The sequence below is a fragment of the Pseudomonas sp. CFBP 8758 genome, assembly GCF_014841725.1.
Lineage (GTDB): Bacteria > Pseudomonadota > Gammaproteobacteria > Pseudomonadales > Pseudomonadaceae > Aquipseudomonas > Aquipseudomonas baltica.
Genome location: NZ_JACYUK010000005.1, coordinates 199,130 through 213,756 on the forward strand (window position 1 = coordinate 199,130; position 14,627 = coordinate 213,756).

Here is a 14,627-nt window from a genome sequence, read left to right on the forward strand (position 1 = left end):
TGGGTCACGGTATTCATTGCCCTTTGATGTCCGACCGAGTACCCAGGCCCATGGCCTGGCGTGCGAACCAGCGTTTGGCCGGCGGCAGCAGATCGAGCCCCAGCAGGCCCAGGTTACGGCTTACTGCGACCCAGGGATCGGGCGTTGCGAACAGCCGCGTCAATTGGTCCGAAAAGCCCACGGTCAGCCGCTGGTCCAGGCGCTGGCGTTGCGCATAGCCACGCAGCAGGGATAGCTGCCCCAAATGACCGGTGCTGGCGAGCAAGGCCTCGGCCAGCGCCTGCACGTCGCGCATCGACAGGTTGAAGCCCTGCCCGGCGATGGGGTGCAAGGCATGCGCCGCGTTGCCGAGCACGACCAGATTGGAGCGCACCTGCTCTTCGGCCTGCACCAGCGACAGCGGGTAGACGTGCCGAGCACCGACGCGCTGCAGCGTGCCCAGGCGATAGCCGAACACCGCCTGCAGCTCTTGCAGAAATGCCTGGTCGGGCAAGCCCTGCAAGCGTCGAATGTCGGCGGGCGTACGGGTCCAGATGAGTGCGCAGCGGTTGTCGGGCAACGGCAACAGGGCCATCGGCCCGTCATCGGTGAAGCGCTCGAACGCCTGGCCCTGGTGCGGATTGCCTGGGGTGACGTTGGCAATCAGGGCGTCCTGATCGTAGCGCGTCTGTTGCACGGCGATGCCCAGCTGCTCGCGCAACTCGGAACGACCGCCGTCGGCCAGCACGGCCAGGTCGCACTGCAGCTGGGTGCCGTCGTCCAGGGTCAATTCATGGCCGTCAGCCAGCGCCTGCATCCGAGTCACTTCCGCTGGGCACCGCCAGCTCACGACCTCTTGGTCCAGCGCCTGCCACAGGCACTGCCCCAGCCAGGCGTTCTCCACCACATAGCCCAAGGCCGGCACGCCTTCGTCATCGGCACGAAGCCGCGCGGTGCCGAAGCGACCGCGGTCGGACACGTGGATCTGGCGGATCGCTTCGGCGCGCTGGCTGATCGCCGGCCACAAGCTCAGGCGTTCGTAGATCTGCCGGGTGCCGAAGGACAGCGCCGAGGAGCGCGCATCATAGCTGGGCTGGTAGGCATCGCCCGGCGCGAAACGCTCGATCAGCACGATCTTCCAGCCGCGCGCCCTGGCCCCGGCCTGCAACGCCAGGGCCAGGCTCGCGCCGACCAGCCCGCCACCAATGATGGCCAGGTTGAAGCGGCTCATGCGTCCGCCCGTGCGGCGGCCATCAGCGCCTCGATCTCGGCGACCGACTTGGGCACTGCCTCGGTAAGAATCTCGCAGCCTTTCTTGGTCACCACAACATCGTCCTCGATTCGTACGCCAATGCCGCGCCACTTCTTCGCAACGCTGAGGTTGTCGGGCGCTATGTAGATGCCAGGTTCGACGGTCAAGGTCATGCCGGGTTCGAGCACCCGCCACTCGCCGCCGACCTTGTACTCGCCGACATCGTGCACATCCAGCCCCAGCCAGTGCCCGGCGCGGTGCATGTAGAACGCGCGGTGCGCATCGCGGGCGATCAGCTCGTCGACCTCACCCTTGAGCAGGCCCAGCCGCACCAGCCCCCGGGTAATGACCTGGACCGTCGCTTCATGGGCCTGGTTCCAGTGCTTGTCGGGCCCGATGGCGGCGAAGGCCGCCTGCTGCGCCTCGAGCACCAGCTCATAGATGGCTTTCTGTTCGGGTGAGAAGCGGCCGCTCACGGGGAAGGTCCGGGTGATGTCGCTGGCATAGCAGTCGATTTCGCAGCCGGCGTCGATCAACACCAGATCGCCGTCGCGCAGCACCGCATCGTTCTGCTGGTAATGCAGGATGCAGGCATTGCGACCGGCCGCGACGATCGAGCCATAGGCCGGCATCTTCGCCCCGCCCTTGCGAAACTCGTAGTCCAGCTCGGCCTCCAGGCTGTACTCGTGCAGCCCGGCGCGGCACGCCTGCATGGCGCGCACATGGGCGCGCGCAGAGATATCGGCAGCGCGGCGCATGACCTTGACCTCGGCGGCCGACTTGTACAGGCGCATGTCGTGCAGCAGGTGGTCGAGCGCCTCGAATTCATTGGGTGGCTGGGCGCCCAGGCGCGCCTTGGAACGGATGCTGTTGATCCAGTCCATCAGGTGCCGGTCGAACTCGGGGTGGCTGCCGATCGACGAATAGACGCGGTCGCGCCCCTCGATCAGGCCGGGCAGGATGTCGTCGATATCGCTGATGGGAAAAGCGTCATCGGCACCGAAATCGCGGATTGCCCCCTCCTGCCCGGCCCGCAGGCCGTCCCACAGCTCGCGCTCGGGATTGCGCTCGCGGCAGAACAGCACATACTCGCCATGCTCGCGCCCCGGAATCAGGGCAATCACCGCCTCGGGCTCGGCAAAGCCGCTCAGGTATTGGAAGTCGCTGTCCTGGCGGTAGACGTGCTCCACGTCGCGATTGCGGATGGCCACGGCGGCGGCGGGCAGGATGGCGATGCTGTTGGGCACCATCTGCGCCATCAGTGCCTTGCGGCGGCGGGCATATTCCGATTTCGGGATGTGGCTCATGGGCAGGCAAAGGCTCCGGTCAATGCAGCGACGGCTTGGCGCTGGCTGCGGTCGGTTGCTTGGCCGATTCGGTGTAGAGCAGCAGCGGTGCTACCCGCAGGTATTCCATGACTTCCATGTAGTCGGCCTCGCCGTCTTCGGACTCCTCCAGCGCATCCTGCACCTGGGCGATGGCGGCCAGGTCCTGCAGCACTTCCATGGCTTCGGTGCTCAGCGCCGTGTCGCGCGCGGTCAGGCCGAAACCGGCGAGGAAGCCCTGGCACCACTCGCCCAGCGCGGCGGCGCGCTCGGGCAACGGCGATTCGTCGCTGGGGACCAGCAGCACCACGGTCATGTCGTCGCTGGTGAGTTCGCCCTTGACCATTTCCTGCAGGCCGATGAGCGCCTGGCGAACGTTGTCTGCGGCCGGTGTACCCAGCAGATCGGCGGCATCCAGCAGCCATGGCTCGATCTCGAAGCCGGCACCGGCGCAACTGCGACCCAGCAACAGCCCGTGCAGTTCGGCGGGCGAAACGGTGTGGCCGCTGCTGGTGAGCAGGGCGGCGAAGGCGTGATAGGGAGAATTCTGAATAGGCATGGGCAACTAGGCGCCAGACGGCGCAATGACTAGAATGAAGGCCTTGTATCCTAGCACCGGCAACCGCGCCAGACTATCGACGCGGACAACTACGTGTTCATCTTCACCGGGCCCGCCAGTTCATCGGCGGGCAACATTTCCCAACCGTACCCACCGGGACTCCATGGAACACAACGACCTGCAAGCGCTGATGAGCCGACTCGAATCATTGATCGGACGAGTCGAGCAACTAAAACGACAAAACGGACTCCTATTAGCGCAGGAAAAAACCTGGCGCGAGGAACGCGCAAATCTCATCGAAAAGAATGAAATCGCCCGGCGTAAGGTCGAGTCCATGATTTCGCGCCTCAAGGCCCTGGAGCAAGACTCATGAGTTCAAGCAATAGCGTCACCGTTCAGATCCTGGACAAGGAATACTCGATCATCTGCCCGCCGCAGGAGCGCAGCAATCTGGTAAACGCCGCACGCTACCTGGACGGCAAGATGCGCGAGATCCGCAGCAGCGGCAAAGTGATCGGTGCCGACCGCATTGCCGTCATGGCCGCACTGAACATCACTCACGATCTGCTGCATCGCCAGGACACACCGGATCTGTCGGTCAACGGCACCACTCGCGAGCAGGTTCGCGACCTGCTCGAACGCGTGGACCTGGTGCTTGCCACCGATCCGGAAACGCCCAAGGGCTGAAATCCGCAAAGCTTTTCTGTATACTGGCATCACTCCCTGGAGTGCTTGCCAGTCGGTCATGTCCCTGAGCCGATACGCACAACCACGGGGTTTGCACGTGGGGTTGGTGTGCATGTCCGCTCGACGGAAAGCCTTAAAACCTCCTGTGATCTCCACCTTGAACTTTCGGGTTCAAGGGCTACACCGACAGCGGTTCGTCGGGGAGTACCTGAATTTCCAGCCCATGCCGGCAACACTTGGCGTGGGCTTTTTCATTCGTCGCCGGGCAGCACTGTCCCACGGCGCCCTTGATCAGGATCGACCGCGCCCATGACCGTATCCGCGCCGCTGCCTCGTCAATCCCTGCGCCGCCAGCTACGTGCGGCGCGTCGCGCCCTTACCCCTGCACAGCAGCGCCTGGCCGCTCGCGATCTCTACCGACAACTGGCCCAGCATCCGCTGTTTCGCCGTGCCCGACACATTGCCCTGTACCTGCCCAACGACGGCGAGATAGACCCGCGACCTCTGTTGCGCGAAGCTCAACGGCGCGGCAAGCGCACCTACCTGCCGGTGCTCAGCGATTGGCCGCGCACCAGGATGGTGTTTCAGCAGGTACGCCTAGGCGAAAAGCTTCGTCCCAACCGCTTTGGCATTCCAGAACCCCGTATCCAGCGCGCACGCCAGCGCACCATCTGGGCACTGGACCTGATCCTGCTGCCGCTGGTGGGGTTCGACGACGAAGGTGGGCGCCTGGGCATGGGCGGCGGCTTCTACGACCGCAGCCTGGCCTACCGCAATCGCCGCACGGCCTGGCAAGCTCCGGTGCTGCTGGGGCTGGCCCATGAGTGTCAGAAGGTGGAGCGCCTGGCGCAGGCCAGTTGGGATATACCGCTGCAGGGAACGGTGACGGACAAGGGTTGGTATCTGAGGTGAGCCTTGCGCCGCGGGGCCAACCTGCGGGAGCGGTCAGTGGCCGCGAACAGGCGCCATCGTTACCGCGGACTTGCCATCGAACCTTGCACCATCGAAGCCTGCACCACGATCAGCTCTGCAGCGGTATCCGCCTTGCTCGCCCACAGACTCTGCGCGTATCCAGTGGTGACGATACCCAAGCCCAACAAAATCACCAATGTCCACAACAAGTCCGGCTTACGGCGCATCGACGTTGCCCCCCTACAGGCAATTAAAGAATCGACAGAACGATATTCTGGCGTGCCGAGCAGCAGCGTCGGGCTTAAATTTGCGCGCATTCTGGGGCAAGCTTGGTAGACAAGCAAACGTTGTTCACGACCAATTGTCGAGTGCGCTTGAATCCCACAAAAGCTGGCCATTTCACATTATTGAGGAACACTCGCCATGGCCTATTGGCTGATGAAATCCGAGCCTGACGAATTGTCCATCCAGGGCCTAGCCACGCTTGACCAGACGCGCTGGGACGGCGTACGCAACTATCAGGCACGCAACTTCATGCGCACCATGGCCGTTGGCGACCATTTCTTCTTCTATCATTCCAGCTGCCCCGAGCCAGGCATCGCCGGCATTGGTCGCATCGTCGCGAGCGACTATCCCGACCCCACTGCCCTGGATCCGGACAGTCATTACTTCGATCCCAAGGCCAGCACCGAGAAGAACCCCTGGACTTCGGTGGATGTAGCCCACGTCGAAACCTTCGACCCCGTGCTCGGGTTGGCCTTGTTGAAGCAGCAGAGCGGGCTTGCCGAACTTGCGCTGGTACAAAAAGGCAGCCGGCTTTCGGTGATGCCGGTAACGACACAGCAGTGGGAAATTGTGCTGGGATTGCGATAGAAGGCTATGTCGAACTGGCCATGACGTTACGCTTCTGGCCCTCGCTCCACATAGCCGCAGTGCGCCATGCGTACCTGCATCGCGCGTTGTGTGCACAAGACTTAACCTTTTCAGCGTCTAACGATGCAGCCCCGTCTGCGCCAAAGAAAACACCCACTCACGTCCATCCTTGCGTTTCTGAAACAAACCTAAATCCACAAGACCGTTGAGTACCGAAGCTGCCGTGTTGTACGAGCAGCCCAAGCTCTCTTTCAGGTTCACAGCCGTGAACTTCATCCCCTTCTCGTTGCTAGCCACCTGCAGTACGGTTTTCTGCTTGTCGCTCAGCTGTGCATACAAACCACTGTCGAACAGGAAGCGATTGAATGAGTTCATATCGGCCAGCGTTTTTTCGTAGGCTTCTTTGAAATCCGCGATGCCGCGAATGATCGTGCGACTTTGGTAGTCGACGAAATACGTCAGGTCCATATCGTCGGTTTCGGTATAGAGATAACTCTTGCCGTACTGCACAGGGGCGGCCTTGAGCAATTTGCTGATAGCTATGTAACGAAAGGCAGCGAAGTCATGCTTGAACATGAACCAGTAGAACAATGACCGGGCCACCCGGCCATTGCCGTCGTGAAAAGGGTGCTCATAGCCAATGGCAAAGTGCAGGACGATCGCCTTGATCAGCGGATGCAGGTAACGATTGGTCCTGAACTCACCATGGTTGCTGTTGGCCCATTCGGCCAAGGCTTCCAGCCGCGACTCCAGACCGCGTGCTGGCGGTGGTGTATGCACCACATTGCCATCGCCGTCCTGGACCACTACCTCATCGTTAACGCGGAACACACCTGGGTGATAATGCTCGTCGTCGATGTTCTCCACACCCACTTGGTGGATCTCCGCGATCAAGTCAGCACTCAGCGGTCGTGTGCGATGCTCCCACACGAACTGCATCATCCGATAATTGCCCAGAATCATCTTTTCATCTGGAGTGCGCGGACCTCGCTGACGCTTGAGCAAGTCCTTGGCCACTTGGGTCGTGGTCGATGCACCCTCCAACTGGCTACTGCTGATGGCCTCGTCTTCTATGAGGTCGTTGAGCAGGTATGTCACGTGTTTCTGCTCACCGATCTTGTTGCTCATCCACTCCAATGCAGCACCCGTAGTGTGCCGGTCAGTCTCGGAGGTCGCGGCATGGATCGCTGGCGTCAGTAGCAGTTGGCATTGATGTGCAGGCTGCCCCAGTACAACGACGTCGCTCAGTTGCCGTTCACGCGCCAACTTCACCAGCGACCACACCAGTTCATGGTTCAGTCCTTCAGGAATGCGGAAACGAAGCTTGTCGAAATGCTGATACCGGCCCTTGCCATCCAAGGGCGCGTTGAGAGCCAGGTACTCAGCTATGCGCTCCGGACAATCCCGAGCAATGCGTTGAAGCGGATCGCGGATAACGGCGGGAGGGATCTTGAACATCGCTGTCTCAAAACTCGGTAATTTTGAGACAGCCTACGCCAATGGCAATCTTCTGTCCGCCTTGCTGCAAAACAATCAGTTCACTGCACGATCAGGTTATTGAACAGCAGGTCTTCGACGATAGGCTTGCCCTCTTCGTCGTTCATCACCTGCTGCAATTGCTTGAGGGCTTCCTGACGCAGTTTCTCCTTGGCTTCGACGTTGCCCATCGATTCGGCGGTCTGCTGTGCGAACAGTGCTACCAATTGATTGCGCAGCAGCGGGTCCTGGCGCTTCACGGCAGCTTCCGCATCCGCGCCGGTGACCTTCAAGGCGATGTCCGCCTTGTACACGTGCAGCTTGGGGCCGCCGTCCAAGGCGTAGTTGCCCACGAACGGTGGGGTCATGCCGATATAGGCAACCTTGGGCGCTGCGTTCTCGCCCTCTTTGGCTGCCTCGTTGGCCATCACGGCGGTCGGCAGGGCCAACGCCAGCCCTATGAATACCCAGGCTTTCATCACATATGTCTCCGCAAGATCGTGTGCTGACTGTATCGGCCAGCACGGGCGATTCAATAGCTCGTTCGAATGCACTGGGCTGAAACGATTATGCGGAAGCGTCAAGCGAGTGGGTGAACAGAACTGAACCGCTTAAGTTCGCATTGCAACATTTTCGCAAACTCCGCTGGGCGGTAAGTCGTTTTATTTTCGGTAACGAAACTGTAACATTCGAATCCGCAGCAAATAACAATAAATGGAGCTTGTGAATGTTCGCCTTCTTCCGCCCCGCCCCGCATCGCGCAGCCCTGCCCGATGAAAAGATAGACAGCACCTACCGTCGCCTTCGCTGGCAGATCTTCGCCGGGATATTCATCGGTTACGCCGGTTACTACCTGCTGCGCAAGAACTTCTCGCTGGCCATGCCTTACCTGATCGAAGAACAGGGCTATACCCGAGGCCAATTGGGCTTGGCGATGTCGGCCATCGCTATCTCCTATGGCCTGTCCAAATTCCTCATGGGGATCGTGTCCGACCGCTCCAACCCGCGCTACTTCCTGCCGTTCGGGTTGCTGGTTTCCGCCGGCGTGATGTTCGTCTTCGGCTTTGCGCCGTGGGCAACGTCAAGCGTCACCATGATGTTCATCCTGCTGTTCATCAACGGCTGGGCGCAAGGCATGGGTTGGCCGCCGAGCGGCCGGACCATGGTGCACTGGTGGTCGCAGAAGGAACGCGGCGGCGTGGTGTCGGTGTGGAACGTAGCGCACAACGTCGGCGGTGGCTTGATCGGCCCGCTGTTCCTGCTCGGCATGGGCTTGTTCAACGACTGGCACGCAGCGTTCTACGTACCGGCCGCAGTTGCCCTGCTGGTGGCCCTGTTTGCCTTTGCGACCATGCGCGACACACCGCAATCGGTCGGCCTGCCGCCCATCGAGCAATACAAGAACGACTACCCGGAAGGCTACGATTCAAGCCACGAAGAAGAATTCAGCGCCAAGGAAATCTTCGTCAAGTACGTGCTGCGCAACAAGATGCTCTGGTACATCGCCTTGGCCAACGTGTTCGTCTATCTGCTGCGCTATGGCGTACTGGACTGGGCGCCGACCTACCTCAAGGAAGCCAAGCACTTCACCGTCGACACCACCTCGTGGGCCTATTTCTTCTATGAGTGGGCCGGTATTCCCGGCACGTTGCTGTGCGGCTGGATGTCGGACAAGATCTTCCGTGGCAACCGTGGGCTGACCGGCGTGGTGTTCATGGCGCTGGTGACCGTGGCAACCCTGGTGTACTGGCTCAACCCGCCCGGCAACCCGACCGTGGACATGATCGCACTGGTCTCGATCGGCTTCCTGATCTACGGCCCGGTCATGCTGATCGGCCTGCAGGCCCTGGAACTGGCGCCCAAGAAAGCGGCCGGCACCGCCGCGGGCTTCACTGGTCTGTTCGGCTACCTGGGCGGCTCGGTCGCCGCCAGCGCGGCGATGGGTTACACCGTGGATCACTTCGGCTGGGACGGTGGTTTCGTCCTGCTGATCGGCGCCTGCCTGTTGGCGATCGTCTTCCTGATCCCCACGCTCTGGCACAAACAGGTGGCCAGCACCCAGCGTAACGCCTGACGCAAGGCATGACGCGCCGTCAGGGCAGGAATTGCTGCGAGGCTTGAGTGCAGCTGCCCTGGTGGCAACGCTTGAGCCTGGCTTCCAGGTTCTTGTCCGGCATTGCGTGATTGCGCAGAGCACTGATGGTTTGCTCGACGTAGTCGCGGGTGCTGCCAAATCGCCCGCTGGCACTGTCGAGAATCTGCGTCAGCAGGTTATCCGGCAGGTTGCCGGCGTAGCTGGGCAAATGCCGCTCCAATACGAACCCCAACGCCTGCACCTTGGTGCCGTCTTCGAGACGGCAGTTAAGCCAATGCGGGCGGTACGAGGGATAGGGCATCTCGCGCTTCCACAGCGCCAGCAGCGAATTCTCCAGATCCTCCTGAGGCAAGCGATAGGCGAACCCGGCGCATGAGCCGCCTCGGTCCAGACCGAACACCAGGCCGGGTCGCTCGGGTGTGCCACGGTGTTCGTGGGACCACAGGTACAGGCCCCGGTGATAGCCATGCACACGCGCTCGGCGCCGCTCCGCAGCGCTGCATTCGGGCCGCCAGATGAGCGAGCCGTAGGCGAACAGCCAGACCGGCCCGCCACGATGGCGTCGCATCGTGGTGTCCAACGAATGAAGAAGTTGCTCGTGGGTCAATTGCGGCCCGAGATCGAGCGACGGCGGATAGACCACATTCAAGTGCGCAGTTTCGAGTACCGACATAAGCAGTCGCCTGTTATCCCCGTAAGATTGCAATGAAGCCCAACTCTAACGCATTGCAACTGCCGCGTTCCTACCGTATGGCAGATAGATCAATAAATACAAGCGCTTATAATCAACTTCAAATAAATAAGTTATAAGCACCAAACAGGCTCACGGACACATCGACGTGCACGATTTCACAGCAATGCCACTGCGTCAGGTTCGACGCAGGCATCACGACAGCAGAAGCAGGCAACGAAATGACGCAGGGCCAGTGGCAATCAGGCGGGCCGCGGCGCGTAGGCAAAGACGTCGGCACGCATCTGGTGCGCATCCATCCCGGCGTTTACCAGGGCATCGAGCGTGGCGTAGATCATCGCCGGTGAACCGCTGCCATAGACATGCACGGCGGTCAGATCGGCTATGTCCTCGCAGACCGCTTCATGCAGCATGCCGCAGCGCCCTTCCCAGCCGCACAGGTCGCTCACCACCTTGTTCAGGAACAGGTTGGGCAACTGCTTCCATTGCTCCCAATGTTCCAGCGCATAGAAATCCTCGGGCCGACGTACACCCCAGTACAGATGCACCGGATGCTTGAACCCCGCGCGACGGCAGTGCTCGATCAGGCTGTTCATCTGCGCCATGCCCGTACCTGCAGCAATCAGCACCAGCGGCCCGTCCGGCAACTCGGCCAGGTGGGTATCGCCATAGGGCATGTGCACACGGGCCATGCCATTGCGCTGCAACTGCTCGATCAAGCTCTGCGCACTGGCTTCGCGGACCAGTACGTGCAGCTCCAGGTCGCGCCCGCTGTGGGGTGCAGAGGCCAGGGAGAAGGCCGACTTTTCGCCGTTGTCGCGCTCGATCATCAGGTATTGCCCGGCATGGTAGCGCGGCGGCTTGCCGGCCGGCGCACGCAGGCGCACGCGCCAGACATCGCCGCCGATATCGACGCAGTCGATCAGCTGGCAGGCCAGGCTGCGCACCGGCAGCTCGCCCTTGGCCAGTACGCCGTCCCAGAGGATCACGCAGTCTTCCAGCGGCTCGGCGATGCAGGTATGAAACTCGCCACGGTCGATCACCGCGCCCTCCTCGCGAACACTGCCTTCCACCAGCACCGCGCTGCACACATGGCAGTTGCCATTGCGGCAGCTCTGCGGGCAGTCATAGCCCAGACGCTGCGCGGCCGCCAGGATCCGCTCACGGGGCAGGGTTTGCAGCACCACGCCCGAAGGTTGCAAGGTCACACGCATCAATCTATTCCCAACTGATTCCAGAGTTCATCGATGCGGCGGGTCACGGCCTCGTCCTTGACGATGACCCGACCCCATTCGCGCGTAGTCTCGCCCGGCCACTTGTGCGTGGCGTCCAGGCCCATCTTGGAACCCAGGCCGGACACCGGCGAGGCGAAATCCAGGTAGTCGATCGGCGTGTTGTCGATCAGCACGGTATCGCGCTTGGGGTCCATGCGCGTGGTGATGGCCCAGATCACGTCGTTCCAGTCGCGGGCATTGATGTCGTCGTCGGTGACGATGACGAACTTGGTGTACATGAACTGGCGCAGGAACGACCAGACCCCGAGCATCACCCGCTTGGCGTGCCCCGGGTACTGCTTCTTCATGGTTACCACCGCCATGCGGTACGAGCAGCCTTCGGGCGGCAGGTAGAAGTCGGTGATTTCCGGGAATTGCTTCTGCAGGATGGGCACGAACACTTCGTTCAGCGCCACGCCCAGGATCGCCGGCTCATCGGGTGGCCGGCCGGTGTAGGTGCTGTGGTAGATCGGCTTGATCCGGTGAGTGATGCGCTGCACCGTGAACACTGGAAACTTGTCGACTTCGTTGTAGTAGCCGGTATGGTCGCCATAGGGCCCTTCGTCGGCCATCTCGCCCGGATGAATCACCCCTTCCAGGATGATCTCGGCAGTGGCCGGCACCTGCAGGTCGTTGCCGCGGCATTTCACCAGCTCGGTGCGGTTGCCGCGCAGCAGCCCGGCGAACGCGTACTCGGAGAGGCTGTCGGGTACCGGCGTCACCGCGCCGAGAATGGTCGCAGGGTCGGCACCCAGGGCCACGGCCACGGGAAACGGCTGGCCAGGGTGCTTGTCGCACCACTCGCGGTAATCCAGGGCGCCACCGCGATGGCTCAGCCAGCGCATGATGACCTTGTTGCGGCCGATCACCTGCTGGCGGTAGATACCCAGGTTCTGGCGTTCCTTGTTCGGCCCCTTGGTGACGGTCAGGCCCCAGGTGATCAGGGGTGCCACGTCGCCCGGCCAGCAGTGCTGCACTGGCAGCATGCCGAGGTCGACGTCATCGCCTTCCAGGACGATCTCCTGGCAGGGCGCGTCCTTGACCACCTTCGGGGCCATGGCGATGATCTTCTTGAAGATCGGCAGCTTCGACCAGGCATCGCGCAGGCCCTTGGGCGGCTCGGGCTCCTTGAGGAACGCCAGCAGCTTGCCGATCTCGCGCAGCTCGCTCACCGATTCGGCGCCCATCCCCATGGCCACCCGCTCCGGCGTGCCGAACAGGTTGCCCAGCACCGGGATATCGAAGCCGGTGGGCTTCTCGAAGAGCAGCGCCGGACCCTTGGCACGCAGGGTGCGGTCGCACACCTCGGTCATTTCGAGCACCGGCGAGATGGGCACCTGAATGCGTTTCAACTCTCCGCGCTGCTCAAGCTGCTGCACGAAATCCCGAAGATCCTTGAATTTCATCGACCATGCCAGTTAGAAAATAAGCGTACATCCTACCTGCTCTGGCGGCCGCTGGCAGCCGCCGGCTGGGCTTTAATGGGAATTGCCAGGCGCTGGCGCGTCTACGGGCGCAAGCAGCGGGGCGAACAAGGGCGCCACGAACCCGGCCGCGTCGTCACCCAGGTGGTTGTCGTCCATGTACAGCGAACGCCCGGCAGACTCGGCCACGCAGGTCATGCCATCGGCACAGAACAGCTGGGTCGTATCGAGGATGCGCACCTTGGGATCACTGGCCGCCAGCTCGGCGAACAGCCCCTGCATGAACGCCTGACGCTGTCGGTGTTCGCGCAGCGGGCGCCCGATGCCGTCGGTCGATCGCTGGAGCATGGCCAGGCGGCTCAGCCGGTAAGGTGCGTTGGCGTTCTGCAAAGGGACTTCATCGAGCAGCCAGACCCGGCTGCCCGCCTGGCGCAAGGCTCGGACTTCGCGCTTGAGCGCCTCGGCCATCTGCACCGGCGCATCGGTACCGGGCAAGCGATAGGTCAGGTCGCCATGCTCGTCGCCATACAGGTACAACGTCCAGCGCGCGACCAGCACCACGTCGCGCTGCGGCGCCTGTGCGATCACGCTACGGACCTGCGCATTGAACTGCCGGCACAGGTCGTTGCGCTCCAGCCCCGCGACCGGTACGCAGCCGGCCGAGCTGGCCAGATCGAGTGCCTGCCCGGTGCGCTCGCTATGCACGCGCAGTGCCGGCATCAGCGCGGCTGCATGGCTGTCGCCCCAGATCAGCGGTGGCAGCACGTCTTTGCTTCGGCGTCCGAGGTGACAGATGAGGCGTTCGGGCGCGGTGGTTTTCTCGAACATGCAGTCACGCTGCCCGGCATGCCATTCGCCGGCCTCGGCGTAGGCCAATGCCTGCGCCGACAGCCGCGACGGTACGCCATCGCTCCAGCGCAGGGATTGCCCCGCCAGGCCCACCACCACCATGGCCAGCAATGCGGCCAACAGCGCCTGACGCGGCTGGGCCAGCCAGCGCCGACCGCGCAGGGGCGTTTCGACCCAGCGCCAGGACAGGTAGCCGAGCAGCAGACTGCCCAGGATCAGCGCAAGGTTTTCGTGCCCAGCGATACCGTCCACGGCGGCATAGTCGGCGAATACGTGCACCGGCCAGTGCCACAGGTACCAGGAATAGGAGATCAAGCCCACCGCCACCATCGGCCGCGTGCCCAGCAGCCGTGACAGCCAGGTCGGCTGGCCGGCGCCGGACCAGATGATCGCCAGCGTGCCCAACACCGGCAGCAGTGCCGCCATGCCGGGGAACGCGGTACGCCAGTCATAGCAGGCAATGGCCACGCCCACGGCAGCAATCCCGGCGGTGGCCACGCCCTGACGCACGGCCACTGTCAGTGGGCGCTGGAACACCGGCGCCACCGCCAGCAGGCTGCCGGCCAACAGTTCCCACGCGCGCGCCGGCAATAGAAAGAATGCCTGCGCCGGGGCTTGCTGAACCTGCCAGACGCTCACCGCAAACGATGCCAGGGCAATGCCGAACAAGCCTGTGCGCCATGCCTTCACATACCGGCCGAGCACGGCCAGCAACAGCGGCAAGAGAATATAGAACTGCTCTTCCACCGCCAGCGACCAGGTGTGCAGCAGTGGCTTGAGCTCCGAATCGGTATCGAAATAGCCGTCCTGCCGGGCGAACAGCACGTTGGATATGAACATGGCCTGGTAGCGCGCCGAGCGCCCCAGCTCTTCATAATCACGCGGCACCAGCAGGAACCAGCCAACGACCAGACAGGCCACCACCATCACCACCAGGGCGGGCAGGATCCGCCGCGCACGGCGCACCCAGAACTCCACAAAACTGAAGTGGCCGGAGGCACGCTCGCGGCAGATGATCGAGGTGATCAGATAACCCGAGATGACGAAGAACACGTCAACGCCGACGAACCCGCCGGCAAAACCCGGAATACCAAAGTGGAACAACACCACGGCAATGACCGCCACGGCGCGCAAGCCGTCGATGTCACGTCGATAGGCTGGGTGAGTCATAACAATCCTTGTCGGCCGAACGGGTCTGGCATGGCTATGCAACGTTGAAAATGCGAATGGC

15 protein-coding genes and 1 other RNA gene are annotated in these 14,627 nt (G+C 62.4%); 6 read left to right on the forward strand and 10 right to left on the reverse strand.

The features are described 5' to 3' along the window. Positions 1-13 precede the first annotated feature (13 nt). The 3 genes from ubiH to IFT75_RS12675 are packed head-to-tail and all read right to left on the reverse strand — an operon-like array spanning position 14 to position 3,115. Positions 14-1,210 (reverse strand): 2-octaprenyl-6-methoxyphenyl hydroxylase, encoded by a 1,197-nt coding sequence (gene ubiH, locus IFT75_RS12665; RefSeq protein ID WP_192055060.1) that lies wholly within the window; start codon positions 1,208-1,210, stop codon positions 14-16. Then, positions 1,207-2,538, reverse strand: a complete 1,332-nt coding sequence (gene pepP / locus IFT75_RS12670) for a Xaa-Pro aminopeptidase (protein WP_185794702.1) — start codon at positions 2,536-2,538, stop codon at positions 1,207-1,209. The genes ubiH and pepP overlap by 4 nt, the downstream gene beginning before the upstream one ends. Before the next feature lie 19 nt (positions 2,539-2,557). After that, on the reverse strand, positions 2,558-3,115 hold the full coding sequence (locus IFT75_RS12675; protein WP_122479893.1) for a YecA/YgfB family protein: 558 nt from the start codon (positions 3,113-3,115) through the stop codon (positions 2,558-2,560). A 163-nt stretch (positions 3,116-3,278) separates the two neighbouring features. Here IFT75_RS12675 and IFT75_RS12680 point away from each other — a divergent pair, with 163 nt between their 5' ends. The 4 genes from IFT75_RS12680 to IFT75_RS12695 all read left to right on the forward strand — a co-directional run bounded on the left by IFT75_RS12680 (position 3,279) and on the right by IFT75_RS12695 (position 4,714). Continuing rightward, entirely contained in the window at positions 3,279-3,488 is a 210-nt protein-coding gene (locus IFT75_RS12680; protein ID WP_122479894.1) for a TIGR02449 family protein, read from the forward strand. Continuing rightward, complete coding sequence (locus IFT75_RS12685; RefSeq protein ID WP_185794700.1) at positions 3,485-3,802, forward strand: cell division protein ZapA; 318 nt, start codon at positions 3,485-3,487, stop codon at positions 3,800-3,802. Before IFT75_RS12680 ends, IFT75_RS12685 begins: the two co-directional genes overlap by 4 nt. Before the next feature lie 30 nt (positions 3,803-3,832). Beyond that, positions 3,833-4,010, forward strand: a non-coding RNA gene (gene ssrS, locus IFT75_RS12690) — 6S RNA. A gap of 101 nt (positions 4,011-4,111) precedes the next feature. Then, positions 4,112-4,714: a 5-formyltetrahydrofolate cyclo-ligase gene (locus IFT75_RS12695; protein ID WP_192055062.1), complete on the forward strand. Its 603-nt coding sequence runs from the start codon at positions 4,112-4,114 to the stop codon at positions 4,712-4,714. Between the two features lie 59 nt (positions 4,715-4,773). On the opposite strand, the gene IFT75_RS12700 is transcribed toward IFT75_RS12695, so the two are convergent. Further along, positions 4,774-5,112: a hypothetical protein gene (locus tag IFT75_RS12700; RefSeq protein ID WP_192055258.1), complete on the reverse strand. Its 339-nt coding sequence runs from the start codon at positions 5,110-5,112 to the stop codon at positions 4,774-4,776. A 25-nt stretch (positions 5,113-5,137) separates the two neighbouring features. Between IFT75_RS12700 and IFT75_RS12705 the strand changes: the two genes are divergently transcribed. Further along, positions 5,138-5,587, forward strand: a complete 450-nt coding sequence (locus tag IFT75_RS12705) for an EVE domain-containing protein (RefSeq protein WP_185794698.1) — start codon at positions 5,138-5,140, stop codon at positions 5,585-5,587. Positions 5,588-5,704: 117 nt separating this feature from the next. On the opposite strand, the gene IFT75_RS12710 is transcribed toward IFT75_RS12705, so the two are convergent. Next, on the reverse strand, positions 5,705-7,045 hold the full coding sequence (locus tag IFT75_RS12710; RefSeq protein WP_185794697.1) for a Fic family protein: 1,341 nt from the start codon (positions 7,043-7,045) through the stop codon (positions 5,705-5,707). Between the two features lie 80 nt (positions 7,046-7,125). Then, positions 7,126-7,542, reverse strand: coding sequence for a flagellar basal body-associated protein FliL (locus IFT75_RS12715; protein WP_192055064.1), 417 nt, complete (start codon positions 7,540-7,542; stop codon positions 7,126-7,128). A gap of 248 nt (positions 7,543-7,790) precedes the next feature. On the opposite strand from IFT75_RS12715, the gene glpT reads away from it, so the two are divergent. Next, entirely contained in the window at positions 7,791-9,137 is a 1,347-nt protein-coding gene (gene glpT, locus IFT75_RS12720) for a glycerol-3-phosphate transporter (RefSeq protein ID WP_122479901.1), read from the forward strand. A 19-nt stretch (positions 9,138-9,156) separates the two neighbouring features. On the opposite strand, the gene IFT75_RS12725 is transcribed toward glpT, so the two are convergent. The 4 genes from IFT75_RS12725 to IFT75_RS12740 all read right to left on the reverse strand — a co-directional run bounded on the left by IFT75_RS12725 (position 9,157) and on the right by IFT75_RS12740 (position 14,566). After that, positions 9,157-9,831 carry a gamma-glutamylcyclotransferase gene (locus tag IFT75_RS12725; RefSeq protein WP_122479902.1) on the reverse strand — a complete coding sequence of 225 codons (675 nt, stop codon included), beginning with the start codon at positions 9,829-9,831 and terminating at the stop codon, positions 9,157-9,159. 260 nt (positions 9,832-10,091) lie between these two features. Beyond that, a complete protein-coding gene (locus tag IFT75_RS12730) occupies positions 10,092-11,063 on the reverse strand; it encodes a CDP-6-deoxy-delta-3,4-glucoseen reductase (RefSeq protein ID WP_192055066.1) in 972 nt (323 codons plus the stop codon). After that, positions 11,063-12,529, reverse strand: coding sequence for a 4-hydroxy-3-polyprenylbenzoate decarboxylase (ubiD, locus tag IFT75_RS12735; RefSeq protein WP_122479904.1), 1,467 nt, complete (start codon positions 12,527-12,529; stop codon positions 11,063-11,065). Before ubiD ends, IFT75_RS12730 begins: the two co-directional genes overlap by 1 nt. Positions 12,530-12,601: 72 nt before the next feature. Continuing rightward, entirely contained in the window at positions 12,602-14,566 is a 1,965-nt protein-coding gene (locus IFT75_RS12740) for an acyltransferase family protein (RefSeq protein ID WP_192055068.1), read from the reverse strand. Positions 14,567-14,627: the final 61 nt, after the last annotated feature.